Annotated in this window: 24 protein-coding genes; 12 read left to right on the top strand and 12 right to left on the bottom strand. The window is 71.6% G+C overall.

What is annotated here, in order from left to right; all coding sequences use genetic code 11:
- Positions 1-33 precede the first annotated feature (33 nt).
- Positions 34-468 (bottom strand): Hsp20/alpha crystallin family protein, encoded by a 435-nt coding sequence (locus ACYVGN_RS01680; RefSeq protein WP_055988749.1) that lies wholly within the window; start codon positions 466-468, stop codon positions 34-36.
- Positions 469-653: 185 nt separating this feature from the next.
- Between ACYVGN_RS01680 and ACYVGN_RS01675 the strand changes: the two genes are divergently transcribed.
- Complete coding sequence (locus ACYVGN_RS01675; protein WP_460788369.1) at positions 654-2,180, top strand: DUF7059 domain-containing protein; 1,527 nt, start codon at positions 654-656, stop codon at positions 2,178-2,180.
- 6 nt (positions 2,181-2,186) lie between these two features.
- On the opposite strand, the gene ACYVGN_RS01670 is transcribed toward ACYVGN_RS01675, so the two are convergent.
- Positions 2,187-3,029, bottom strand: coding sequence for an EamA family transporter (locus tag ACYVGN_RS01670; protein WP_460788367.1), 843 nt, complete (start codon positions 3,027-3,029; stop codon positions 2,187-2,189).
- Positions 3,026-4,081 (bottom strand): zinc-dependent alcohol dehydrogenase family protein, encoded by a 1,056-nt coding sequence (locus ACYVGN_RS01665; protein ID WP_460788365.1) that lies wholly within the window; start codon positions 4,079-4,081, stop codon positions 3,026-3,028. Before ACYVGN_RS01665 ends, ACYVGN_RS01670 begins: the two co-directional genes overlap by 4 nt.
- 102 nt (positions 4,082-4,183) lie before the next feature.
- Between ACYVGN_RS01665 and ACYVGN_RS01660 the strand changes: the two genes are divergently transcribed.
- The 4 genes from ACYVGN_RS01660 to ACYVGN_RS01645 all read left to right on the top strand — a co-directional run bounded on the left by ACYVGN_RS01660 (position 4,184) and on the right by ACYVGN_RS01645 (position 8,825).
- A complete protein-coding gene (locus tag ACYVGN_RS01660) occupies positions 4,184-4,750 on the top strand; it encodes a dihydrofolate reductase family protein (protein ID WP_134746470.1) in 567 nt (188 codons plus the stop codon).
- A 37-nt stretch (positions 4,751-4,787) separates the two neighbouring features.
- Complete coding sequence (locus ACYVGN_RS01655; RefSeq protein ID WP_460788363.1) at positions 4,788-6,215, top strand: CCA tRNA nucleotidyltransferase; 1,428 nt, start codon at positions 4,788-4,790, stop codon at positions 6,213-6,215.
- A 165-nt stretch (positions 6,216-6,380) separates the two neighbouring features.
- The gene (locus ACYVGN_RS01650; protein WP_055989139.1) at positions 6,381-7,580 is read left to right on the top strand and encodes a glycosyltransferase; all 1,200 of its coding nucleotides are present in this window, start codon (positions 6,381-6,383) and stop codon (positions 7,578-7,580) included.
- 21 nt (positions 7,581-7,601) lie between these two features.
- Positions 7,602-8,825, top strand: coding sequence for a glycosyltransferase (locus tag ACYVGN_RS01645; protein WP_055989142.1), 1,224 nt, complete (start codon positions 7,602-7,604; stop codon positions 8,823-8,825).
- Positions 8,826-9,430: 605 nt separating this feature from the next.
- Here ACYVGN_RS01645 and ACYVGN_RS01640 read toward each other — a convergent pair.
- On the bottom strand, positions 9,431-9,811 hold the full coding sequence (locus tag ACYVGN_RS01640) for a hypothetical protein (protein ID WP_156377111.1): 381 nt from the start codon (positions 9,809-9,811) through the stop codon (positions 9,431-9,433).
- A gap of 82 nt (positions 9,812-9,893) precedes the next feature.
- A complete protein-coding gene (locus ACYVGN_RS01635) occupies positions 9,894-10,931 on the bottom strand; it encodes a TerC family protein (protein WP_055989148.1) in 1,038 nt (345 codons plus the stop codon).
- A gap of 268 nt (positions 10,932-11,199) precedes the next feature.
- Here ACYVGN_RS01635 and ACYVGN_RS01630 point away from each other — a divergent pair, with 268 nt between their 5' ends.
- Entirely contained in the window at positions 11,200-11,709 is a 510-nt protein-coding gene (locus ACYVGN_RS01630; protein ID WP_055989151.1) for a hypothetical protein, read from the top strand.
- An 84-nt stretch (positions 11,710-11,793) separates the two neighbouring features.
- On the opposite strand, the gene ACYVGN_RS01625 is transcribed toward ACYVGN_RS01630, so the two are convergent.
- Complete coding sequence (locus tag ACYVGN_RS01625; RefSeq protein ID WP_055989154.1) at positions 11,794-12,072, bottom strand: helix-turn-helix transcriptional regulator; 279 nt, start codon at positions 12,070-12,072, stop codon at positions 11,794-11,796.
- A 98-nt stretch (positions 12,073-12,170) separates the two neighbouring features.
- Here ACYVGN_RS01625 and ACYVGN_RS01620 point away from each other — a divergent pair, with 98 nt between their 5' ends.
- Positions 12,171-13,133, top strand: a complete 963-nt coding sequence (locus ACYVGN_RS01620; protein WP_082542987.1) for a sodium-dependent bicarbonate transport family permease — start codon at positions 12,171-12,173, stop codon at positions 13,131-13,133.
- On the opposite strand, the gene ACYVGN_RS01615 is transcribed toward ACYVGN_RS01620, so the two are convergent.
- Positions 13,134-13,604, bottom strand: coding sequence for a hypothetical protein (locus ACYVGN_RS01615; protein WP_460788359.1), 471 nt, complete (start codon positions 13,602-13,604; stop codon positions 13,134-13,136).
- A gap of 81 nt (positions 13,605-13,685) precedes the next feature.
- Between ACYVGN_RS01615 and ACYVGN_RS01610 the strand changes: the two genes are divergently transcribed.
- Positions 13,686-14,663: a GlxA family transcriptional regulator gene (locus ACYVGN_RS01610; RefSeq protein WP_055989160.1), complete on the top strand. Its 978-nt coding sequence runs from the start codon at positions 13,686-13,688 to the stop codon at positions 14,661-14,663.
- Between the two features lie 9 nt (positions 14,664-14,672).
- Here the strand turns inward: ACYVGN_RS01610 and ACYVGN_RS01605 are convergent, their stop codons facing one another.
- On the bottom strand, positions 14,673-14,993 hold the full coding sequence (locus ACYVGN_RS01605; protein WP_055989164.1) for a hypothetical protein: 321 nt from the start codon (positions 14,991-14,993) through the stop codon (positions 14,673-14,675).
- 159 nt (positions 14,994-15,152) lie between these two features.
- Between ACYVGN_RS01605 and ACYVGN_RS01600 the strand changes: the two genes are divergently transcribed.
- Positions 15,153-17,354, top strand: coding sequence for an ATP-dependent Clp protease ATP-binding subunit (locus tag ACYVGN_RS01600; protein WP_082542988.1), 2,202 nt, complete (start codon positions 15,153-15,155; stop codon positions 17,352-17,354).
- Between the two features lie 78 nt (positions 17,355-17,432).
- Here ACYVGN_RS01600 and ACYVGN_RS01595 read toward each other — a convergent pair whose 3' ends face one another.
- The 3 genes from ACYVGN_RS01595 to ACYVGN_RS01585 all read right to left on the bottom strand — a co-directional run bounded on the left by ACYVGN_RS01595 (position 17,433) and on the right by ACYVGN_RS01585 (position 20,123).
- The gene (locus ACYVGN_RS01595; protein WP_460788357.1) at positions 17,433-18,020 is read right to left on the bottom strand and encodes a nitroreductase family protein; all 588 of its coding nucleotides are present in this window, start codon (positions 18,018-18,020) and stop codon (positions 17,433-17,435) included.
- Between the two features lie 112 nt (positions 18,021-18,132).
- The gene (locus ACYVGN_RS01590; RefSeq protein WP_460788355.1) at positions 18,133-19,242 is read right to left on the bottom strand and encodes an ABC transporter permease; all 1,110 of its coding nucleotides are present in this window, start codon (positions 19,240-19,242) and stop codon (positions 18,133-18,135) included.
- Positions 19,239-20,123, bottom strand: coding sequence for an ABC transporter ATP-binding protein (locus tag ACYVGN_RS01585; RefSeq protein ID WP_460788354.1), 885 nt, complete (start codon positions 20,121-20,123; stop codon positions 19,239-19,241). Before ACYVGN_RS01585 ends, ACYVGN_RS01590 begins: the two co-directional genes overlap by 4 nt.
- A 440-nt stretch (positions 20,124-20,563) precedes the next feature.
- Between ACYVGN_RS01585 and ACYVGN_RS01580 the strand changes: the two genes are divergently transcribed.
- The gene (locus tag ACYVGN_RS01580) at positions 20,564-20,848 is read left to right on the top strand and encodes a hypothetical protein (RefSeq protein WP_460788352.1); all 285 of its coding nucleotides are present in this window, start codon (positions 20,564-20,566) and stop codon (positions 20,846-20,848) included.
- 5 nt (positions 20,849-20,853) lie between these two features.
- On the opposite strand, the gene ACYVGN_RS01575 is transcribed toward ACYVGN_RS01580, so the two are convergent.
- Positions 20,854-21,696, bottom strand: a complete 843-nt coding sequence (locus ACYVGN_RS01575; protein ID WP_460788350.1) for an exodeoxyribonuclease III — start codon at positions 21,694-21,696, stop codon at positions 20,854-20,856.
- A gap of 46 nt (positions 21,697-21,742) precedes the next feature.
- Here ACYVGN_RS01575 and pyrE point away from each other — a divergent pair, with 46 nt between their 5' ends.
- Positions 21,743-22,318 (top strand): orotate phosphoribosyltransferase, encoded by a 576-nt coding sequence (pyrE, locus tag ACYVGN_RS01570; RefSeq protein ID WP_460788348.1) that lies wholly within the window; start codon positions 21,743-21,745, stop codon positions 22,316-22,318.
- A 13-nt stretch (positions 22,319-22,331) separates the two neighbouring features.
- Complete coding sequence (locus ACYVGN_RS01565) at positions 22,332-23,237, top strand: ROK family protein (RefSeq protein WP_460788346.1); 906 nt, start codon at positions 22,332-22,334, stop codon at positions 23,235-23,237.
- Positions 23,238-23,244 lie beyond the last annotated feature (7 nt).

The following is a 23,244-nucleotide window of genomic DNA, read 5'->3' as shown; positions in this document are numbered from 1 at the left end:
GCCGACGGCCGGGTCCCTCCTCGTCTGCGCGGGCTACGCCGTCAGCTCGGGCGTGACGTCCTGCGACGCGGTCATGGAGCGCTGGACCTCGATCTTGCGCGGCTTGGCCTTCTCGCTGATCGGGATGAGCACGCTCAGCACGCCGTTGTCGTAGGTCGCCGAGATGCCGGCCGTGTCGATGCCCTGCCCCAGGTTGAGCTGGCGCAGGTACGAGCCCGTGGCGCGCTCGCGGGTGATCCACTTCACGCCCTCGGCGCTGCGGGCGGTGCGCTCGGCGCGGATGGTGAGCAGCTGGCCGTCCACGTCGATGTCGACGCTGCCCGGGTCGATGCCCGGCAGGTCGGCGCTCAGGACGTAGTGGTCGCCGTCGCGGTACAGGTCCATCGGCATCAGCCGCGGACCCTGCCGGTCGAACAGCTGCTCGGCCACGCGGTCGAACTCACGGAACGGGTCGAAGAACATCGCCATCGTGATTCCTCCTCCTGTCTGCTCGTGGCGATTCAGACCTGAGTCATGAGGACTCAATTCCGTTTTAGCACTCTCGGGGTGAGAGTGCAAGATCCGTTTTCTGCCCCTTCCATGTCTCAGTTCGGCGCGGAATCCAGGGGCGATTCCGCGCGGAAGTGAGACACGGCACGGGGTTGAATGGGACCGTGACCCCGAACCCCGATGCCGCCCTGTGCTCCGCGCTCGCCAGCGACCTGGCGGCCGCGCGCTTCCGCTCGGAGGCGCTGCGCGCCGCGTGGGGCGTCGAGGCCGACGACGCGATCGGGCGCGGCTTGAGGGTCCCGGCGCTGCGCGCGCTCGGCGGCAGGTCGGATGCGCTCGCGACGCTCGGACGGCTGCTGGTGCTCGGCATCGCGCAGCCCTTGCCGGCGGTGGATGCGGCGCTGCCGCGCCTCGGCGCCCGCGGCCTCCAGTCGCTCGGCCTGGCCGAGGTCGCGGGCGATGCGGTCGAGCCGCGCGCGATCGTCCGGCCCCAGTCGTACCTCGACAGCGAGGGCGCGGGCGAGTGGTGGTTCGCGAGCGACCTGGACGAGCTCGCGATCGGCGGCGGGGCGCTCGCCGAGGACCATGTGCTCGGCGTCGGCGGGGCCTCGCTCACGCTGGCCGGCCTGCAGCTGCCGACGCCCGCGGGGCGCGTGCTCGACCTCGGCACCGGGTGCGGCGTGCAGGCGCTGCGCGCCCTGCGGTACGCCGACTCCGCGGTCGCGACGGACCTCTCCGAGCGCGCGCTCGCGTTCGCGCGCCTGAACGCACTGCTCAACGCCGAGGGCGGCCGGGTGGAGACCCGGCACGGCAGCCTCTTCGATCCGGTCGCGGGCGAGACGTTCGACCGCGTCGTCTCCAATCCGCCGTTCGTGATCACGCCGCGCGCCCTGGGCGTGCCGGACTACGAGTACCGCGACGGCGGGATGGTCGGGGATGCGCTGGTCGAGAAGGTGATCGCCGGCGTCGGCGCCGTCCTCGAGCCCGGCGGCGTCGCCCAGCTGCTGGGCAACTGGGAGACCCGCGGCGGCGTCGACGGGCTCGACCGCGTGCGCGCGTGGATCGAGTCGTCGGATGTCCCGCTGGACGCCTGGGTCGTCGAGCGCGAGCAGCTCGATCCCATCCAGTACGCGGAGATGTGGATCCGCGACGGCGGGACGGTGCCGGGCTCCGCGCGGCACGACGCGCTGCTGGGCGCCTGGCTGGACGACTTCGCCGAGCGCGGCGTGAGCGCGATCGGCTTCGGGTACGTGCTGCTGCGACGGGCGGCGGATGAGCCGACCCTCGCGCGATACGAGCGCGTGCCCCAGCCGATCCCGTCGGAGGGCGGCCTCGGCATCCACCTCGCGGAGGCCCTCGCCGCGCACGACCGGCTCGTCGCGATGGACGACGACGCGCTCGCCGAGGCCACGCTCCGCACCGCCCCGGACGTCACCGAGGCGCGGCATCACCTGCCGGGCGTCGCGGATCCGCAGGTGATCGAGCTGCGGCAGGGCGGCGGGTTCGGCCGTGCGCTGCAGGCCGACCCGGGGCTCGCCGCCCTGGTGGGCGCGTGCGACGGCGACCTGCCGGTGGGCCCGCTGATCGCGGCGATCGCGGACCTGCTCGAGGTCGACGGCGCGGCGCTGCGGGCCGAGCTGCTGCCGCGCGTGCGGGACCTGATCGTGGACGGGTTCCTGCGGCTGTCCTGAGGCGGATCAGCCGGCGGCGACAAGCGCGACGGCGACCGCGCACGCCGCGAGGCCGACCGCCTGGCCGCGGTGGATGCGCTCGCGCAGGACGAGCGCGGCGAGGATCACGGTCGCGGCCGGGTAGAGCGCCGAGATGACCGAGACCACGGTCAGCAGGCCGTGCTGGGTCGCGAACAGGAAGAAGGTCAGCGCCGTGGCGCCGAGCACTCCGGGGAGCAGCGCGAGCCCCGCGCGGCGCGGAGGCAGCGCGATCCCCGCCCGCACGAGAAGGACGCCGGCCGCGAGCACGACGACCGCGACGAGCATCGCGAGCGCGTTGGGCCAGAGTCCCGCCTCCTCCCGGAACTGGCCGATCGCCGCGAAGGCCGTGCCGAATCCGAGGCCGGCGAGGACGCCGTCCCGGATCGACGCGGCGGTTCCGGTCCGAGACGCGGCGTGCGCCGGGGGCACCCGCGCCACGAGCCAGATCGCGACGAGCCCGACCGCGATGCCGCCCCACACGAGCGGCGCGGGCCGCTCGCCGGCGGCGACCCCGGCCACCACGGGCACGGCCGCGCTGACGACGGCCGAGATGGGCGCGACGACGCTCATCCGGCCCGCCGCGAGCCCGCGGTAGAGGAACGCCGTGCCGAGCGCGGATCCGGTGCCGGCCAGCGCGGCCCACGCGAGGTCGACCGGAGCCGGGGCGCCGCCGATCGCGAGCGCAGCGGCGCCCGCCGCGAGGAGCGCTCCGATCTGCCCCCACAGCGCGATGGTCCAGGGGCTGTCGCGCTTGGAGAGCACGCCGCCCAGGAAGTCGGACAGCCCGTACGCGGCCGCGCTCGCCAGGGCGAGCAGGATGGCCGTCACGGCCGCAGCAGCGACTTGATCGCGCGGCGCTCGTCCATGGCGGCGTAGGCCTCGGCGACCTCCGCCATCGGCAGGGTCAGGTCGAACACGCGGCCGGGGTCGATCGCGCCCGACAGCACCTCGGGCAGCAGCTCGTCGACGTAGTTCCGGACGGGGGCCACTCCCCCGCGCACGCCCACGTTGCTGCTGAACATCGTGCGGACCGGCAGCTCCGGGCCGCCGTGAGGAACGCCCACAAACCCGACCTGGCCGCCCGGACGCGCCGAGCGCAGGGCCTGGTCCATCGACTCCTTCGTGCCGACGCACTCGAGCACCGCGTCGGGCCCGATGCCGTCGAACAGGTCCTTGACCGCCGCGATGCCCTCGTCGCCGCGCTGCTCCAGCACGTCGGTCGCCCCGAACGCCCGCGCCAGCGCCTGCCGCGGCTCGTGCCGCGACATCGCGACGATCCGCTCGGCGCCGAGCCGCGCCGCCGCGAGCACGCCGCTCAGGCCCACGGCGCCGTCGCCGACGACCGCGACCGTGGATCCCGGCCGCACCCCGGCCGAGACGGCGGCGTGATGCCCCGTGAGCATGACGTCGGAGAGCGACAGCAGACCGGGGACGAGCGCGTCGTCGGGCATCCCGCCCGGCACCACAGTGAGGGAGCCGTCGGCGTGCGGCACGCGCACGTACTCGCCCTGGCCGCCGTCGGTCGGGTGACCGGCGTGATCCGAGCCGCCCCACCATCCGATCTCGAGGCACGACGTGCTGAACCCGTTGCGGCAGTTCGCGCACGTCATGTCGCAGTCGTAGAACGGCGCGATCACGAAGTCCCCGGGCGAGACGCGGGTCACGTCGGCGCCGACCTCCTCGACAACGCCGACGAACTCGTGGCCGATGCGCACGGGTCGCGGCGGTGCCTCGGTCACGCCGCGGTAGCGCCACAGGTCCGAGCCGCACACGCAGGCCGCGACGACGCGGACGATCGCGTTGCCGGGGTCCACGATGACGGGGTCGGGCACCTCCTCGAAGCGGACGTCGCCGGGCCCGTGGAAGACAGTCGCGCGCATGGCATCAGGCTAGCCGCGGGAGGGAGCGGGAGGGCTTGATCCGGATGCGGCGGCCGGGCATCGTGGGCGCCGGGGGAGTTCGCCGACACCCGGGGGTGGCAGATGATGGGGATCATCACGGTGGAGCAGATCGTGTCGGTCGACGGGTTCGCCGCGGAGCCGGACGGCGGGCTGTCGTTCTTCGAGGCGGCGCCGTTCGAGGACGACGACCGCACGGACTCGGCCCAGATGCGCTGGCTGGAGACCGTCGACGCCATCCTGCTCGGCCGCCGCACGTACGAGATGTTCGCCGCGTACTGGCCCGAGGCGGATCCGGCGACCGAGGCCGTCGCCGTCCCGATCGCGCGACTGCCCAAGCACGTCGTGTCGCGCACGCTCGACCGCGCGCCGTGGGGCGACGGCGAGATCGACGTGGTCCCGGGGCTCGACGAGGCCGCCGCTCTGCGCGAGCGGTTCTCGTCGATCGCGGTGTGGGGCAGCCTCGAGCTCACGCGCGGCCTGTTCGACGCCGGTCTCGTCGACGTGCTGCGCCTGCGCGTGGTGCCCGTGCTGATCGGCTCGGGATGGGGCTTCGCCCCGCCCGACCTGCCGCAGACTGCGCTGCGGCTCGAGCACACCGAGACCGCGCCGACGGGGCACGTGCTGCTGCAGTACCGCGTCGCCCGCTGACCGAGGGGGCGCGCCGCGCGCGACTACCCTGGAACGCATGCTCAACATGGCCGCCGGTGTCGCGCGCCTCGGCGACCTCGCGGCCTCGCCGGTGGTCGCGACGCTCGCCCGCGCGTTCGCCGACGCCGGACACGACCTCGCGATCGTCGGCGGTCCGGTGCGCGACGCGCTGCTCGGCCGCGCCACGCACGACCTCGACTTCACGACCGACGCGCGGCCCGACGACATCCTGCGGATCGTCACGCCCATCTCCACGGCCCAGTGGGACATCGGCCGGGCGTTCGGCACGATCGGCGCCCGCGTCCAGGGAGAGCAGGTCGAGATCACGACCTATCGCGCCGACAGCTACGACGGCGTGACCCGCAAGCCCACCGTGGAGTTCGGGGACACGCTCGAGGCCGACCTCGTGCGCCGCGACTTCACGGTCAACGCCATGGCGCTGCGCGTCACGGAGGTCAAGCTCGTGGACCCGACCGGCGGGGTCGAGGATCTGCTCGCCGGCGTCCTGCGCACGCCGATCGATCCGCGCATCAGCTTCGGCGACGACCCGCTCCGGATGCTGCGCGCCGCCCGGTTCTCCTCCCAGCTCGGGTTCGGGGTCGAGGACGGCACGCTCGCCGCCATCCGGGACCTGCGCGAGACGCTCTCGATCGTGAGCCCCGAGCGGATCCAGGGCGAGCTCAGCCGCCTGCTCGCGACCGAGGACCCCGTCCGCGGCATCCGCGTGCTGGTCGAGACGGGCCTGATCGACGAGTTCCTGCCCGAGGTGTCGGCGCTCAAACTCGAGGTCGACGAGCATCACCACCACAAGGACGTCTACGAGCACTCGCTGACCGTGCTCGCGCAGGCGATCGAGCACGAGCAGGCGCGCTTCCCGGATCAGGAGCCGGATGTCGCCCTGCGCCTGGCCGCGCTGCTGCACGACATCGGCAAGCCCCGCACGCGCAAGCTCGAGCCGGGCGGAGCCGTGTCGTTCCACCACCACGACCTGGTCGGCGCGCGGATGGCCCGCAAGCGCCTGCAGGCCCTGCGCTACGACGGCGACACGATCGACGCGGTCTCGAAGCTGATCGAGCTGCACCTGCGGTTCTTCGGCTACGCCGAGGGCGCGTGGACGGACTCGGCCGTGCGCCGCTACGTGCGGGACGCGGGCGACCGGCTGGAGCGCCTGCACATCCTGACCCGCGCCGACGTCACCACGCGCAACAAGCGCAAGGCCACGCGCCTTGCGCGCGCCTACGACGACATCGAGGCGCGCATCGCGTCGCTGCGCGAGCAGGAGGAGATCGACGCGATCCGCCCCGAGCTCGACGGCAACCGCATCCAGGAGGTGCTCGGCATCTCCCCCGGCCCCGCCGTCGGCAAGGCCTACCGGTTCCTGCTCGACCTGCGCCTCGACGAGGGCGTGCTGGGCGAGGAGGAGGCCGAGCGCCGGCTCACCGAGTGGTGGGCCGCGCAGGCCTGACCGCGGGCGGCGCCATCGCCGCACGGCGGCACGGCGCCCGGGTTCGCGCGGAGGCGTCGGATAGGCTCGGACCTCGTATTCCCTCGCCGTCACGGACCCGGTCCGTGGCGCACCGGCTCCGCCGCGTGAGACCCAGCCGCCCCTGACAGAAGCACGAGGCCGCACGTGACAACCTCCCCCTCCGGCGACACCGCCCGCCGGCCGCTGCGAATCCTGATCGGATGCGACACGTTCGCCCCCGACATCAACGGCGCGGCACGGTTCGCGGAGCGCCTGGCGGCGGGCCTCGTGCAGCGCGGCCACGACGTCCACGTCGTGGCGCCCAACACCGTGTACAGGCTCGAGGACCCTCGCACCGAGACGATCGAGGGCGAGCAGATGACGCTGCACCGCCTGCCGTCGACCAAGCTCTGGTGGCACGAGTGGCTGCGCTTCGTGTGGCCGTGGCGCTCGAAGCACCACGCGCGGCGCGTGCTCGACGCGGTCAAGCCCGACGTCGTGCACATCCAGTCGCACATCGTGATCGGACGCGGCCTCGCGCGCGAGGCGCGCAAGCGGGGCATCCCGATCATCGCGACCAACCATGTGATGCCGGAGAACATCCTGGATCACACGCGCCTTCCCGAGTGGGCCAACCGGCTGTTCTTGAAGCTGGCGTGGGATGACGCGAAGCGCACGTTCGCGCTGACCGAGGCGGTCACGACGCCGACGCGCCGCGCCGCGGACTTCCTCGAGGCGCAGATCGACATCAGCGGCGTGATCCCGATCAGCTGCGGCATCGACCGCACGCAGTACACGGCCGACCTCGCACCGCGCACGGAGAACCGCATCGTCTTCGTCGGCCGCATGACGGCCGAGAAGCAGGTCGACGTCATCCTGCGCGCCCTCGCGAAGCTGGATCCGGCGCTCGACGCGAGGCTCGACCTCGTGGGCGGCGGCGACCAGGAGCACGCGCTGCAGGCGCTCGCCGCGGAGCTGGGGATCGAGGACCGCGTGGTGTTCCACGGGCGGGTGCCGGACGAGGAGCTGCGCGCCGCCCTCACGCGCGCGAGCGTGTTCGCGATCGCGTCGATCGCCGAGCTGCAGTCCATCGCGACCATGGAGGCCATGGCCTCGGGCCTCCCCGTGGTCGCGGCCGACGCCGTCGCGCTGCCGCACCTCGTGCACGACGGCGAGAACGGCTACCTGTTCCGCCCGGGCGACGCGGACGACCTGGCGGCCAAGCTCACGACCGTGCTCACGGCGGACGCCGACGAGCGCCGCCGCATGCAGCAGGCCTCGCTCGACGGCGTGGTGGTGCACGACATCAACCGCACGCTGGACACGTTCGAGGCGCTGTACCGCGGCGAGAACATTCCCGTCTGACGGCCGGAACGGATCCACGCCGTGCACATCGTGATGTTCGCGGACCAGCACGTCGAGACGCTCGGCGGCGCCCAGGTCTCGATGCGGCTGCAGCGACGCTTCCTGGAGCGCGCCGGTCACACCGTGACGGTCGTCGCGCCGCGCCGGCACGGGGCGCGCGCCGCGATCAACCCGGATGATCCCGGTTACCTGGACGTGCCGTCCATCCCCGTCACGGCCGACCGCGAGTACGGCTTCTCGTGGCCGGGCCGCCGGGCCGACGCTCTGATCGATCGCGGGATGCAGGCGCGCCCCGCTGTCGACCTCGTGCACGTGCAGGCGGACTTCTGGGCCGGATTCCTCGGCTACCGCTTCGCGGCCCGGCATGGGCTCCCGGCTGTACACACGATGCACAACCACGTCGACGCCGGGCTGGCCGCCAACACCCCGACGCCCGGTGCGGTGCTGTGGGCGCTCAACGCGTGGCGACGCGTGGCCCTGCGGGGTCTGCCGGGCGGAGCCGTCCGCGGCTGGGACGCGTGGGCGCACCTGCGGGGGCTCGCGATCGGGGCCGCGGCCGTGACCGCGCCCTCGTCGCACTTCGCGCGCCGCCTCGAGCGGCATGGTGTGTTCGACCCGGTCGACGTGGTCTGGAACGGCATCGACGACGAGCTGCTCGACGCGGTGCTGGCCGACGTCCCGGCCGAGCGCCGCCCCGGCCCGCCGCGGTTCGTGTGGCTGGGCCGGATGAGCCCCGAGAAGCGTCTGCTGCCGTTCCTGGAGGCCGTGGCCGAGGCGGGCGTGACGTGCGAGGTCGAGGTGATCGGCGGCGGCGCGCAGCTCGCGCCCGCGCGCCGGCTGGTCGCCCGCCGCGGGCTCGAGCGCACCGTGCGCTTCGCCGGCCGGATGCCCTACGAGCAGGTGCTGCACCGTCTCGCGGACGCCGACGCGCTCGTGCAGACGTCGATCGGCTTCGAGACGCAGGGCATGACGCCGTTCGAGGCGGCGTCGCTGGGCACGCCGTCCGTCGTGAGCGACCCGGACATCGCCGCCGAGCTCGGCGCCGGCGTGTGGCGCGCGGACTCCCCCGCGGACGAGCCGGGACGCGTGCGCGGCCTCGCGGCCGCGCTGCGACGGGCCGCGGCCGACATCGAGGCCGGCACCGCTCCCCTGCCGGACCCGGGCATCGGCGCGGAGTTCCGGCAGTCGTCGCGCACGGCGGCGATGCTCGCGATCTACGACCGCGTGGTCTCCCCCGCTCGTTGAGCGGAGCTCCGCTCGACGGCCGGCGTCAGGGAAGGCGGGAGGGGTCGGTGCGGACCCGGCCGTAGCCGTCGACGCGCACCTCGTGCACGGTGGCGGCGACGCCGAGCAGCCCGAGAGCTGTGACGAGGATCAGGATCATCATGGCAGTCATCCTGCGCTTGCAAAGATCCTGCCAACAAGCGCCTGCGCCGCGAGGTGGCCGAGCTGCGGAAAGCGAATGAGATCCTCAAAGCCGCGAGCTTCGCGCCCGCGTCGACCTCCCGACGACGATGCCACACCCGCAGCGTCTCCGCGCTCATGCCGAGGAGACCGGCCACATGCCGCACCGCAGACATCAGATTCGAGTGCTCACCGGAGGCCTTGGCCTCATCGAGCATCCGCAGCGCGCGCTCGCGCATCTCGGGAGAGTACTTCCGGTTCATCGCGTTCCATCCTTGCTTCAAGAACGGAACGAAACCCAGGCCGATTCACACACAGCTCGCCGTGCCCGGCGAACTGGCGCAGGTCGTTGGGCCACAACGGGGCTTCCAGTACGACCCGGCCCATCGGGGCAGCGTGCCGGTCAGGCCGCAGCTGGCAGGCCTCCGATTGTCCGACCATCATTCTCACCGCCTATCCGGGCAGTCGCCGGGGACCGCGTACACGCGGGCTCCCCAGTCATCGATCGGATGCCACGAACCGCTTGCGCTGACGGTCTGGTCGATCACGGTGCGGGCGTCCCAGAACGGGCCGCCCTCCACGATCAGGCAGTGCCCGGCCTCCACCCGGACTTCGTTGACGGTCCCGCCCAGCAGTACCCGCTCCCCCGCCGCTACTACCATCTCGGTGTCCGATTGGTCGGTGACCGCGCGGACCGTCACCGGGGTGTCGCCGGCGTTGCGGAGGCTCCCACATCCGGGGACGGGTCCGCCGCAGGGGTCGCCCAGTCCGGTGGTCCATGCGACGGTGAGGACCCCGGTTACCGCGAGCAGCGGCAACACGAACACGGCCAGTGTTGAGCCTCGACGGCCCCTCCTCACACGCTGGGGTTCGGGGGCCAGGGCCGCCGAGGGGCTTGTGTGCGCCATCTCAGGACTCCTTCCTGGACGCCGCGGCCACCTTGCTGCGGCGACGGAACACCGGTTCGGCGGCGGCCAGCTCCTCTTCGGTGGCGATCCGGAACGCGCCGGCCGCCTCGGTCTGCACCTCGCGGCGCCCCTGTCCGCGGGTGGCGCGGAGGCTCGCGACGATCGAGACCGTGATGATGGTCGCGACGACGGCGAGGCTGATGGTGGTGGGGATGTAGAGCACGTCCAGCAGCAGCATCTTGATACCCACCCAGATCAGCACGAATGCGAGTCCGATCTTGAGGTAGATGAACCGGTGGATCAGGTCAGCGAGGAGGAAGTACATCGCCCGCAGCCCGAGGATCGCAAACGCGTTGGCGGTGAAGACCAGGAACGGTTCGCTGGTGACGGCGAAGATGGCGGGGATGGAGTCGACGGCGAAGATGATGTCGGTGATCTCCACCAGCACCAGCACCGCCAGTAGCGGGGTGGCCACGAGGATCCCGGCCTTGCGGATCAGGAACTTCTGGCCGTGATACGCGTCGGTCATCGGCACGAACCGGCGGAACACCTTCAGGATCTTCGACTTCTCGGGGTGCACGTGGTCGTTGCGGGAGCGGAACATCCGCCACCCGGTGTAGATCAGGAACGCGGCGAACACGTACAGGACCCAGGAGAAGTTCTCGATCAGCGCGGCGCCGGCGGCGATGAAGATGCCCCGGAAGATCAGCGCCCCCAGGACGCCGAGGAACAACACCCGGTGCTGGTACTCACGGGGCACCGCGAACGCGGCGAAGATGATCGCCCACACGAACACGTTGTCCACTGCGAGGGATTTCTCGATGAGGTACCCGGCGAAGTACTGCTGCCCGAACTCCGCCCCCCACAGCGACCACACCAACACACCGAACGCGACACCCAGGGTGACCCACACGATCGACCAGACCGCGGCTTCCCGCACACCGATCACGTGCGCTTTGCGGTGCGCGACCAGGTCGACGGCGAGCATCACCAGGATCACACCCAGGACAGCGAACCAGGCCCACAACGGGACATTCATGACAAAGACCTCCACGAGTCATTCGTGAAGGTCTCATCGGCCCTTGGGCCCTTCCGCACCGGATCCCGCACGGGGGAACGTATTGACGATACGGAAGCGGGATTACTCCCCTTCGAGGACTATGAAACAGCAGAAGTACACTTCACGTCAAGTCCTGCTCAAGAACCCGTCCGCAGCCCAATAGTCGACAGCCCGGGCGGGAGAGCGCCGGTTCGGCCGGACGGTTACGCTGGGCCGCGCGTGTCGGTTGGAGAAGAAGGGGGTTGGGGTGATGGCAGCTGGCGGGTTCGATCTGGATGCCGGACTGCGGCGGTACCCGTGGGTGTCGCGGGCGTTGAACGCGGAAGCCGTGTACGGCACCGTGCTGACGGCCGGGCTGATCTCGGCGTTCTCGCTCTACAACCCAGGCCTGCCCACCCTGATCGCCCGCACGGTCGGGACCGTGCTGGTGTTCTGGGGCGCGCACGTGTATGCCGAGATCGTTGGCAACCGCGACCTCACCTGGCGGGAGGCTGTCCGCGAGGCACTGCAGAGATCCGCGGGGCTGCTCTGGGCGCTGATCGTCCCGGTGGGATGCCTGGCTGTCGCCGCCGCGCTCCAATTGTCGCTGGGTACCGCGGTGGACATCGCGCTGTGGGGAGCCGTGGTCACCCTTGCACTCCTGGGCTGGTGGGCAGCCCGCCAACGCCGAACCTCGACCCTCATCAAGGTTCTCACGGCCTCTGGCACCGCCGGCCTCGGGCTCGCCCTGATCGCCCTCAAGGCTCTCGTCCACTGACCCTTCCCCGCCCTGGAACGCTAGATAAGCGAGCGAGTCGCTCCGCGTGCTACGCCAGAGTCGCCGTGGATGCCGTGGGCGGGATCAGGTCACATCCAGCAGGGCGCGAATCAGGTCATCGACAGTGTGGGTGGCGTTGGACGGGTGACGCAGCGGACGGTCCGGGTGCAACACATAGTGGTTGCGGCGGCCACGCTTCTCCCGCTCCAGATACCCCGCCGACTCCAGATCGTTCAGGATCGTCAACGCCGACCGTGGCGTCACCCCCACCACCTCCGCGATATCCCGCACGGCGGCGTCGTTGTTCTGCGCGACCGCGAGCAGCACGTGCGCGTGATGGGTCAGGAACGTCCACTCTGCCATTCCCCCATCCTCCCAAACCCGCGCGTCATTTGGTGAACCAAACTTCCGCTATCCTCTGGAAGGCAGAAGTCTGCTTCACCAATCGTGATGGGGGACCCTTGTTCGACGCAGCCCTGACCAACCTCCTCTCACCCCCAGTGCTCGCCTTCGGACTGGGGGTGCTCGCGGCCGCCATCAAGTCCGACCTGAAGGTCCCGGACGCGATGATGCGGGCGCTGTCGATCTACCTGCTGCTGGCCATCGGCCTGAAGGGCGGGGTGGCGCTGCGCGGCGAAACCGCCACCGCCGTGCTCGGCCCGGTCGCCCTCGCCCTGGCCCTCGGAGTGATCATCCCCGCCGCCGCGTACGGCGCCCTCAAACTGATGACCCGGCTGGGCCGGATCGACCGCGGCGCGATCGCCGCGCACTACGGCTCCACCTCACTGGTCACCTTCACCGCCGCTCTGGTGTTCCTCGACAACGCCGGCATCTCCTACCCCGGATACTCGGCCACTCTGCTGGCCGTGCTCGAGGTCCCCGGCATCCTGATCGGCATCCTCCTCGCGCGCCGACACCTCGCCAAAACCGCCGGGTGGGGACCCACCCTCCACGAAGTCCTCACCGGCAAATCGGTGCTCCTCCTGATCGGGGGGTTGGCCATCGGATTCATCGCAGGCCCTGCCGGGTACGCCCCGATCGCGCCCGTGTTCACCGACGCCTTCCGCGGACTGCTGGTGCTGTTCCTGCTCGCCCTCGGCCTTGAAGTCGGACACCGGCTCGGCACCATCCGAGAAGGCGGACCCGGGCTGATCGCCTTCGCCCTCCTCTTCCCCCTCGCCGCGGGTACCCTCGGCGTCGCGACCGGAACCCTCATCGGGATTAACGTCGGCGGAGCGGTCGTCCTGGGCGTCCTCTGCGCCAGTGCGTCCTACATCGCCGCGCCCGCCGCTGTCCGCCTCGCGTTGCCTGACGCCAACACCGCCCTGTCCCTCACTGCCAGCATCGGCATCACCTTCCCCCTCAACCTCGTCCTCGGGATCCCTCTCCTAGCCTGGCTCGCCGAGCAGCTCGCAGGCAGATGATTAACCGGGACGGTCGGGGTTGCTGGGCATGGTGCGGGCGATGACGTATTCGATACTGTCCCGCTGCGAGAACTGCGCCCACCTGCTCGCGGTTTGAGGAGTCAGACCCGTCTGCGTGGCCACTACCGCAGCGGGGAGGTCGCTGGCGAGAGCCAGCATGGCGGTGTTGCGGGTAACTTGGGGGCGGATCCCGGCTTGAGCAAGCTTTCTCCCGAGCGTGGTGGGATGGATGGGCTCGTGTGGTCTGCGTGGAGAAGCGAATAGGTAGCTGGCTTCACCTGTCCGTGTCCGCGCGGGCAGAGACTGCTGTGCCGTGGACCTGAGACGATCGACGATCTCAGCCACAACTGGCGCGATCTCGATGTGATCCGTCGCGATCGCCAGGTACGTGCGCCCTTCCGTCGTGCGGAGATCAGCGGTGGTGAGCTGGTGGATGCGTTCGACCCGGGCGCCGTACAACAGGATGCACACCGGCTCCGAGTGGGTTCGGTTACGACTGCCAGTGGCAGGATCGACACAACTCGCAGTAATACTGCCAACAAGGAGGCCGGTGTGAGGACCGTCGCATGCATCGTGCAGGAGGGCTTCGCGCCCTTCGAGTTCGGCGTCGCGTGCGAGGCCTTCGGCCTCGACCGCTCGGACGACGGGATCGAGTCGTTCGACTTCCGCATCGTGACGCCCGATCCGGGGCCCGTCACCTCGAACCTCGGCTTCTCGATCAACGTCGCCGACGACCTGACCTTCGCCGAGACCGCCGACATCGTGGTCGTCTCCACCCAGCCGCGATCGGCGTGGGGCCGGATCGACACGCGCGTGGCCGCGGTCATCCGGTCGGCGGTCGAGCGCGACGCGTGGCTGCTCAGCGTCTGCAGCGGCGCGTTCGTGCTGGCCGCGGCCGGCGTGCTCGACGGGCGACGAGCGACCACGCACTGGATGTACTCCGACGCCATGGCACGCATGTATCCGCGGATCGACGTCGATCCCGACGTCCTCTACGTGCAGGACGGCCACATCATCACGAGCGCCGGGACGGCGGCGGGGCTCGACGCGTGCCTGCACCTGCTGCGCCAGGAGCTGGGCGCCGAGGCGACCAATCGCATCGCGCGCCGGATGGTCGTCGCGCCGCAGCGCGACGGCGGCCAGGCGCAGTTCATCGACCGGCCCCTTCCGGAGTCCGCGGGCCTCTCGCTCGCGCCGGTGGCCGACTGGGCGCTCGAGAACTTGGACCGCGAGCTGACGGTGGAGCTGCTCGCCGCGCGGGCGCACATGTCGCCGCGCACGTTCGCTCGTCGCTTCAAGGCCGACTACGGCACGACGCCGGCGGCGTGGCTCGCGCGGCAGCGGATCATCCAGGCCCAGCGCCTGCTGGAGCGCACAGAGTGGGGCCTCGATCGGATCGCCGACGAGTGCGGCTTCGGATCGGCGGCCGTGCTGCGGCAGAACTTCGCGCGCGTCCTGGGCATCACGCCGACCGCGTACCGCGCGCGCTTCGCGTGCTCGACCGCGCCGATGGCCGACACCGCCGCCTGAGGCCGGCCGTCACAGCAGCAGGATGCCGAGCGTGGCGCTGCTCACCAGGCCGGTGAGCAGCGCGACGAGCGAGGCGCGCCGCGCCGTGGGGAAGCACGCGCCGATCGCGCCGAGCACCGCGGCGGCCGCGCCCGCCGGCACGCCGATCCCGAGGCTGAACGCGGGCGGCTCGGCGGCGCGACCAGGCATCATGACGCCCACGGTGACTGCGAGGACGATCACGGCGACGGCGGCGCCCACGAGCGCGAGCGCGGCGATCGTCCGGTGCGCCGCCGCGGCGGCCCGGGTCGGGGTCGCGGCACGGTGGGACGGGGCCTGGCCGGAGGACATCCCTCCCAGCCTGCCGGGGCGGGGCGCCCGCGTCTGTCGCCCATTCGGGTGACAAGCGGGGTGAGGTCGCATTCCAGGTCGGTCTACCCGCGGCGGCCCGGCCGCTGATAAACTTCAGCGCAGACGACTCAACTTTGTCGACGAGCTTCGGGAGGCGACATGGCAGACCAGCCGCAGGAGGACCAGCGCAGCGCGCTCGAGCAGTTCGGCATCGACCTGACCGAGCGCGCCCGGCAGGGCAAGCTCGACCCCGTGATCGGGCGGGACAGCGAGATCCGGCGCGTGAGCCAGGTGCTCACGCGCCGCACCAAGAACAACCCGGTGCTGATCGGCGAGCCCGGCGTCGGCAAGACCGCCGTCGTCGAGGGCCTCGCGCAGCGCATCGTGGCGGGCGACGTCGCCGAGAGCCTCAAGGACAAGCGCCTGGTCAGCCTCGACATGTCGGCGCTCGTGGCCGGTGCCATGTACCGCGGCCAGTTCGAGGAGCGCCTCAAGAACGTCCTGAAGGAGATCACCGAGTCCGAGGGCCGGATCATCACCTTCATCGACGAGCTGCACGTGCTGATGGGCGCGGGCGGCGGCGAGGGCTCGGTCGCGGCGTCGAACATGCTGAAGCCCATGCTGGCCCGCGGCGAGCTGCGCCTGATCGGCGCGACCACGCTCAACGAGTACCGCGAGTTCATCGAGAAGGACGCCGCGCTGGAGCGCCGCTTCCAGCAGGTGTACGTGGGCGAGCCGAGCGTCGAGGACACCGTCGCGATCCTGCGCGGACTGAAGGGCCGCTACGAGGCGCACCACGGCGTCACCATCAGCGACAGCGCGCTCGTGGCAGCCGCCGCGCTGAGCAACCGGTACATCCCGAGCCGGCAGCTGCCCGACAAGGCGATCGACCTGATCGACGAGGCCATGAGCCGCCTCAAGATGGAGATCGACTCCTCCCCCGTCGAGATCGACCAGCTCAAGCGCCAGGTCGACCGCATGCGCCTCGAGGAGCTGGCGCTGAAGAAGGAGAAGGACGCCGCCTCGAAGGAGCGCCTCGGCAGGCTGCGCGAGCAGATGGCCGAGGCCGAGGCGGAGCTGGCCGAGCTGGAGGCGCGCTGGGCGCGCGAGCGCGGCGGCCTGAACCTCGTCGGCGACCTCAAGAAGCGCCTCGACGAGGCCGTCACCGAGCGCGACCGCGCGCTGCGCGAGGCGGACTACGCCAAGGCGTCGAAGCTGCAGTACGAGACCATCAAGCAGCTGGAGGCGCAGCTCGCCGAGGCCGAGCAGCAGGCCGAGGCGGCCAAGGACGAGCCCCGGATGGTGAACGAGCAGGTCACGGAGGACGACATCGCGGCCGTGATCTCGGCCTGGACGGGCATCCCGGTCGGGCGCCTGCTGCAGGGCGAGACCGAGAAGCTGCTGCACCTCGAGTCGGAGCTCGGCCGCCGCCTGATCGGGCAGAAGGAGGCCGTGAAGGCCGTGTCGGATGCCGTCCGCCGCTCGCGCGCCGGCATCAGCGACCCCAACCGGCCGACCGGATCGTTCCTGTTCCTGGGCCCGACCGGCGTCGGCAAGACCGAGCTCGCGAAGGCGCTCGCGGAGTTCCTGTTCGACGACGAGCACGCCATGGTGCGCATCGACATGTCGGAGTATGGCGAGAAGCACACCGTCAGCCGCCTGGTCGGCGCCCCTCCGGGCTACATCGGGTACGAGCAGGGCGGTCAGCTGACGGAGGCGGTGCGCCGGCGTCCGTACAGCGTCGTGCTGCTCGACGAGGTCGAGAAGGCGCACCCGGAGGTGTTCGACGTCCTGCTGCAGGTGATGGACGACGGTCGCCTGACCGACGGGCAGGGCCGCACGGTCGACTTCAAGAACGTCATCCTGATCCTGACGTCGAACCTGGGCTCGTCCATCCTGATCGACCCGACGATCTCCGCCGAGGACAAGCGCGACCAGGTGCTGCAGCTGGTGCGTCAGGCGTTCAAGCCGGAGTTCGTGAACCGCCTCGACGACATCGTGATGTTCCAGGCGCTCACGCAGGACGACCTGGCGCAGATCGTCGAGCTGCAGGTCGACCTGCTGCAGCGGCGCCTGTCGGACCGCCGGCTCACGCTGGCCGTCACCCCGGATGCGCGGGCGTGGCTGGCCGAGCGCGGGTACGACCCGATCTACGGCGCCCGTCCCCTGCGACGGCTCATCCAGACCGAGATTCAGGATCGGCTCGCGATGGCGATCCTGTCGGGCGGCGTGCGCGACGGCGACACGGTGCGCGTCGACGTGGCGGCCGACGGCTCGCAGCTGGCGGTGCTCAGCGCCAGTTCGTCGCCCGAGCCGGAGGCCGACGAGGACGTGATCGACGCCGAGATCGTGGAGGACTGACTCTGCATGCCGTGAACGGCATGTGGCGACGAGAAAGGGCCGACGGGATGATCCCGTCGGCCCTTTTCGCGCTTCTGATCAGGCGTTGACGATCAGCGACTCCGCGATCGGGCGACGCGTGCGCGGGGCGAGCTCGCGCTCGCGCAACGGCTCGGGCAGGGCGTCCAGGTCGCCGAACTCGCCCAGGGCGATCACCGAGAACGGGCGCTCGTTCTCGGGCAGCTCGAACGTCGCGGCGACGGCGGCCGGGTCGAAGCCGGTCATCTGGTGCACGACGAGGCCGTCGTGGTGCGCCTGCACGGAGAGGTGCGCGGCGGCCTGGCCGAGGTCGTAGATCGCGGTCGGGATCTCGTTGCCCTCCGCGTCGCGGACGATCGCCACCGTGACGATCAGCACGGCGGCGGCGGGCGCCCAGGCCTGGTTGAAGCCCACGAGGGTCTCGGCGATCGCGGCGTGCTCGGCCGTGCCGCGGCGCGCGACGATGAACTTCCACGGCTGCAGGTTCATGGCCGACGGCGTCCAACGCGCGGCCTCGAGGGCGCTCGACAGCTTGCGCTCGTCGATCGGCGTCACCGGGTCGTAGGCCCGGGGGCTCCAGCGCTCGGCGAGGACGTCGAGGACGGGGTGGTCGGTGTTCGCGGTGCGGTCGAGCGTGGCAGCGCCCATGAGGTCTCCTCGGATTCGGTGACGGTGGTCCGGGGCGCCGTTGCCCTCCGCGGGGGTGAAACCCCGCCCGGGCGATCTTATTCCCGTGAATCGATCCGGGGGGGATTCCGGGTCAGCCGGCCAGGGCCTCGCGGAGCCTCACGCGGCCGCCGGTGCGCAGCAGCGAGTTCTCGTAGATGCGCGCCCCGAGCGCGATCACGGCCGCGCACGTGGCGAGCATGATGCCCAGCGACAGCAGCGGCTCCCACCACTGCGCCTCGCCGAAGAACAGGCGCACCGGCATCCCGACCGGCGCGGAGAACGGCACGTACGACATCACCGTCATGACGACCGGGTTGTCGTTGAAGAAGACCACGATCAGGTACGGGGCCATGACCAGATACGTGACCGGGCCCGTGGTCGAGCCGATGTCCTCCTGCCGCGACACCATCGCTCCCGTCGCCGCGAACAGGGCCGCGGTGAGGATGAACCCGAAGAGGAAGAACACCGCGAACCACACCACCGGCGCCCCGAGCCCGGCCAGCAGCTCGGTCTGCCCCGTGATCACGAGGCCGAGCACCGCCACGGTGACGAGCGACAGGATCTGGCCCATGGCCAGCGCCGTGTTGCCGAGCACCTTGCCCGCCAGGAGGACGCGGGTCGGGATGGCCGAGATCAGGATCTCCACCACGCGCGTCTGCTTCTCCTCCACCACGCTCGCCGCGATCGTGGCGCCGAAGGTCATGGCGGCCATGAAGAACACGATCCCGAAGCCGAACGCCACGAAGTACCGGATAAGGGGGTTCATGGCATCCGGGTCCAGCAGCTCCACCTCGGGCTGCACCGCGAGCGCCTGCTGCAGGCCCGCGGGCACCTCGCTGTCGGCCACGATCGTGAGGCCCACGGGCGAGCCCGGGTCCACGACGACGGCCGCCTCGACCTCGCCGTCGCGCACGAGCCGCTCCGCCGCGGCGCGGTCGGCGACGTCGACCACCTCGACACCCGGCACCTCCTGCAGCTGTGCGGCGGCGTCGGCCGGCGCGGCGACCTCGATCGCTTCTTCGCGACCGGCGGAGAACCCGCCCCAGAGCACGGCGGCCAGGGCGATCAGCACCAGCAGAATCGACGACACGACGAACGTGCGGCTGCGCAGCTTCGAGCCGATCTCGCGCTCGGCGACGAGCCAGGTGGCCTGCGTGGGGGACACCTCGACGGAGCGGCGGCGGGGCGCGGTGGCGCTCACTGGATGACCTCCTTGAAGATCTGGGCGAGCGACGGATGCTGCGGCGCGAAGCTCGCGACGTCCCCCTGATCGACCGCGCGTCGCAGCACGCGCTGCGCGGCCTCCTCGCTCTCGGCGTCGAACACGGCGTATCCGCCGTCGAAGCGGACGACCTCGATCCCGGGCAGCTCGCGCACCCAGCCGGCGTCGCCCGCCGAGACGAGCTCGTACCGACGGCCCGCATGCGCGGCTCGCAGGGCATCGCGCGATCCGTTCGCCCGGATGGTCCCGCCCGCGATGATCACGAGGTCGTCGCACAGCCGCTCGACGACGTCGAGCTGGTGCGAGGAGAACAGCACCGCCGCACCCTGCGCCGCCCGCTCCTGCAGCACGCCGGAGACGACGTCCACGGCGAGGGGATCGAGGCCCGAGAACGGCTCGTCGAGGATCAGCACCTCGGGGTCGTGCACGAGAGCGGCCGCGATCTGGGCGCGCTGCTGGTTGCCCAGGGAGAGCGCCTCGACGTTGTCCCGGAGCCGCTCCCCCAGCCCCAGCCGCCCCAGCAGCGCCGTCGCCCGGGCGGTGGCCTCGTCCCGCGGGAACCCGTGGAGGCGGGCGAGGTAGACGATGTGATCGAGGACCTTCATCTTCGGATACAGCCCGCGCTCCTCCGGCATGTACCCGAAGTCGCGGCGGTCCGCGGCGGTCAGCGCCCGGCCGTCGAGCGACACCTCCCCGGCGTCGGGCGTGAGCAGGCCCAGCACGATGCGCATGGTCGTGGTCTTGCCGGCGCCGTTGCCGCCCACGAAGCCGGTCAGGCGCCCGGGCGCGACGTCGAAGGACACGTCGTCGAGCGCGCGCCTGTCGCCGTAGGTCTTGACGATCCCTCGCAGCCTGAGCATCGCGATCCCCTCTCTCGGTGGATCACACATTACGGACGCGCGCCGCCCGGCGGATCCCCCGCCGGACGGATCCGCCCTCTCCCCCGCGCCGCCGACATCACACGCCTCCCGCGAGATCACACCCGTCCGGATGTGACGTCGCGTGTGACGTCGCGGACCGGATGTGACCTCGGCGGGGGAGGTGATCTCGGCGCCGGAGCCCGGCGCTCAGAGACCTCGGAGCCAGGCCTCGGCCTCCCGCCGACTGCGCAGCCGGACGAGCTTGGGCGTGCGGGGCGCGCTGCGGAAGCTGTTCATGCAGCTCGCGGTATGCATCGCGGGTGCGCCAGGCCCAGCGGATGATGTGGTCGCGGTCGGTGAAGACCGTGGACAGCGGACCCTCGGTGAGCCCGGCGCTCCACAGCGGGGTGCGGCGCACCCGGCGGACGACCGTGCGACGGATGACCCGCGCCATCGTGGTGCTCGGCGCGCGGGTCGCCGTCGGGGAGCTCGCGGTGTGGCAGATCGCCCCTCCGGCCCCGCCGGTGGGTGGCGCGCTCCCCGCTTTCGAACCGGACCTGCGCATCGCCGCGGGGCCGGGGATCCGTCGGCTGATAGCCGGAGATATCACATCTGATCAGGCGATTTCAGGCGGCGTCGTGCACGTGGTCGAGGGGGACGGCGCACTGCTCGAGCGGTTCGCCCTGACCTTCCATATCGATTCGGGCATGGACCGCGTCGCCTGACGCGGTCAGCCGAAGATCATCGGCACGTCGTCCTCGTCGGCCGGCTCGAGGTCGAGGTCGACGACCACCGGGACGTGGTCGCTGGGCGCGTCGCCCTTGCGCTCGTCGCGATGGATGGCCGCGCCGGTGACGGCGTCCGCGAGAGCGCGCGAACCGAGGATGAAGTCGATCCGGAGGCCCTGGTTGCGCGGGAAGCGCAGCTGCTTGTAGTCCCAGTACGTGTACCCGGTGGGAACGAGCGGGCGCACCACGTCGGTCACGCCCGCCGCCTCGATCGCCGCGAACGCCTCGCGCTCAGCGGGGGAGACGTGGGTCGTGACGCCCTCGATCACGGCGGGATCGCCGTTGTCCACGTCGGTCGGCGCGATGTTGAAGTCCCCCACGAGCGCGAGCGGCAGGTCCGGATGGGCCGCAAGGGTCGCACGCGTGTGCTCCTCGAGCGCCCGCAGCCAGTGGAGCTTGTACTGGTAGTGCGGGTCCTGCAGCGACCGGCCGTTGGGCACGTACAGGCTCCAGATGCGGACGCCGCTCACCGTGGCGCCCATCGCGCGCGCCTCGAGCGGCAGATCCGGGCCGTCGTGGTCCTTGAGGAACCCTGGCATGCCCGGGAAGGAATACTCCACGTCCTCGATGGGCTCGCGGCTGGCGATCGCCACGCCGTTCCACTGGTTCAGCCCGTGGGCCTCCACGTGGTAGCCGGCGGCCTCGAACTCGGCGTACGGGAACTGCTCGGGCTTGCACTTGATCTCCTGCATCGCCAGCACGTCGATGTGCTCGCGCTCGGCGAAGGCGACGATGCGCCCCACGCGGGCGCGGATCGAGTTGACGTTCCAGGTGGCGAGCCGCATGGGATCCAGCCTAGGACGGGGCGCGGACGCTCCTAGACTTGCCGTCATGGCCGCATCCACGCCCGAGCTCGAGAACGACCGCCAGGCGCTCATCCGCCTCATCCAGGACGAGGCGGTGTTCCACGGCGACTTCACGCTCTCCAGCGGCAAGAAGGCCATGTACTACGTGGACATGCGCAAGCTCACGCTGGACCACCGCGCGGCCCCCGCGATCGGGCGCATCATGCTCGACCTGATCTCGGACATCCCCGACGTGGTGGCGGTCGGCGGCCTGACGCTGGGCGCCGACCCGATCGCGAACGCGATCATGCACGAGTCGGCCCGCACGGACCGCCCGCTCGACGCGTTCGTGGTGCGCAAGGAGCCCAAGGACCACGGCCGCGGCCGCCAGATCGAGGGCGCCGACGTCGAGGGCAGGCGGGTCGTGGTCGTCGAGGACACCTCCACGACCGGCCAGTCCGCGCTGAAGGCGGTCGAGGCGCTGCGCAAGGCGGGCGCCGAGGTCGTCGCCGTCGCCGTGATCGTCGACCGCTCCACCGGCGCGCAGGCGGCGATCGAGGCCGAGGGCCTCGAGTGGCGCGCCGCCATCGGCCTGGCCGATCTCGGCCTCGACCCCCAGTGACGGGACCGGCGCGATGACCGATCGGATCGCGCTCGCCCTCGACCTGGGCGGCACCAAGCTCGAGGCGGCCCTCGTCGACGCGTCCGGAACGGTGCTCGCCGCGAGCCGCAGCCGTCGCCCCACGGGCCGCGCCGCGACCCCCGCCGATCTGGACGCGGCCATCGCGGAGACGACCGCGCACGCGCTCGCGCACCTGCCCGCGGAGGCGGAGTTCGCCGGCGTGGGCATCGGCAGCGCGGGCCCGATCGACCGCGAGACCGGCCGGATCCGGCCCGTCAACATGCCGAACCTGCACGGCTACGACCTGATCTCCGTCGCCTCGCGCGAGGCGTCCGCCGTGCTCGGACGCGACGACTTCCCGACCCGCCGGGGGCACGACGGAGGATGCCTGGCGCTCGCGGAGTCGTGGATCGGCGCCGCGGCGGGATCGCGCGCGTCTCTCTCGATCGTGGTGTCCACGGGTGTGGGCGGCGGGATCGTGATCGACGGGCGGCTGATCGGCGGTGCGTCCGGCAACGCGGGCCACCTGGGCCAGACCGTGATCGGCGACCTGACGCTCGAGGAGATCGCGTCGGGGCCGGCCAGCGCCGCGTGGGCGCGCCGGCGAGGCTGGAGCGGCGAGACGGGGGAGGACCTGGCGCGCGACGCGGCCGCCGGCGACGCCACGGCCCGGGCCGCGATCGTCCGCTCGGCCGAGACCGTCGGCCTGGGCCTCGCGAACGCCGCGACGCTGCTCGACCTCGACGTCATCGCCATCAGCGGCGGGTTCTCGCGGGTCTCGGACGACTACGTGGACCTGGTCGCCGCGGCCCTGCGCGACACGGCCGTGCTGTCGTACGCGCAGGAGACCGCGGTCGTGCGCAGCGCGCTCGGCGACGGCGGCCCGCTCGCGGGCGCCGCCGCGCTCGTCCTGCGCTGACGTCGCG

This window comes from Microbacterium lacusdiani (assembly GCF_054779895.1).
The sequence above is the reverse complement of the archived record's forward strand: the minus strand, read 5'-3'. Positions and strand labels throughout refer to the sequence as shown.

Coding starts and splice junctions, on each gene's coding strand:
- ACYVGN_RS01605 (WP_055989164.1), bottom strand. CDS start 14,993: ATGTCCTCCGGCCAGGCCCCGTCCCACCGTGCCGCGACCCCGACCCGG.
- ACYVGN_RS01600 (WP_082542988.1), top strand. CDS start 15,153: ATGGCAGACCAGCCGCAGGAGGACCAGCGCAGCGCGCTCGAGCAGTTC.
- ACYVGN_RS01575 (WP_460788350.1), bottom strand. CDS start 21,696: ATGCGGCTCGCCACCTGGAACGTCAACTCGATCCGCGCCCGCGTGGGG.
- ACYVGN_RS01660 (WP_134746470.1), top strand. CDS start 4,184: ATGATGGGGATCATCACGGTGGAGCAGATCGTGTCGGTCGACGGGTTC.
- ACYVGN_RS01585 (WP_460788354.1), bottom strand. CDS start 20,123: ATGCTCAGGCTGCGAGGGATCGTCAAGACCTACGGCGACAGGCGCGCG.
- pyrE (WP_460788348.1), top strand. CDS start 21,743: ATGGCCGCATCCACGCCCGAGCTCGAGAACGACCGCCAGGCGCTCATC.
- ACYVGN_RS01625 (WP_055989154.1), bottom strand. CDS start 12,072: ATGGCAGAGTGGACGTTCCTGACCCATCACGCGCACGTGCTGCTCGCG.
- ACYVGN_RS01655 (WP_460788363.1), top strand. CDS start 4,788: ATGCTCAACATGGCCGCCGGTGTCGCGCGCCTCGGCGACCTCGCGGCC.
- ACYVGN_RS01635 (WP_055989148.1), bottom strand. CDS start 10,931: ATGAATGTCCCGTTGTGGGCCTGGTTCGCTGTCCTGGGTGTGATCCTG.
- ACYVGN_RS01665 (WP_460788365.1), bottom strand. CDS start 4,081: ATGCGCGCGACTGTCTTCCACGGGCCCGGCGACGTCCGCTTCGAGGAG.
- ACYVGN_RS01680 (WP_055988749.1), bottom strand. CDS start 468: ATGGCGATGTTCTTCGACCCGTTCCGTGAGTTCGACCGCGTGGCCGAG.
- ACYVGN_RS01565 (WP_460788346.1), top strand. CDS start 22,332: ATGACCGATCGGATCGCGCTCGCCCTCGACCTGGGCGGCACCAAGCTC.
- ACYVGN_RS01595 (WP_460788357.1), bottom strand. CDS start 18,020: ATGGGCGCTGCCACGCTCGACCGCACCGCGAACACCGACCACCCCGTC.
- ACYVGN_RS01580 (WP_460788352.1), top strand. CDS start 20,564: ATGACCCGCGCCATCGTGGTGCTCGGCGCGCGGGTCGCCGTCGGGGAG.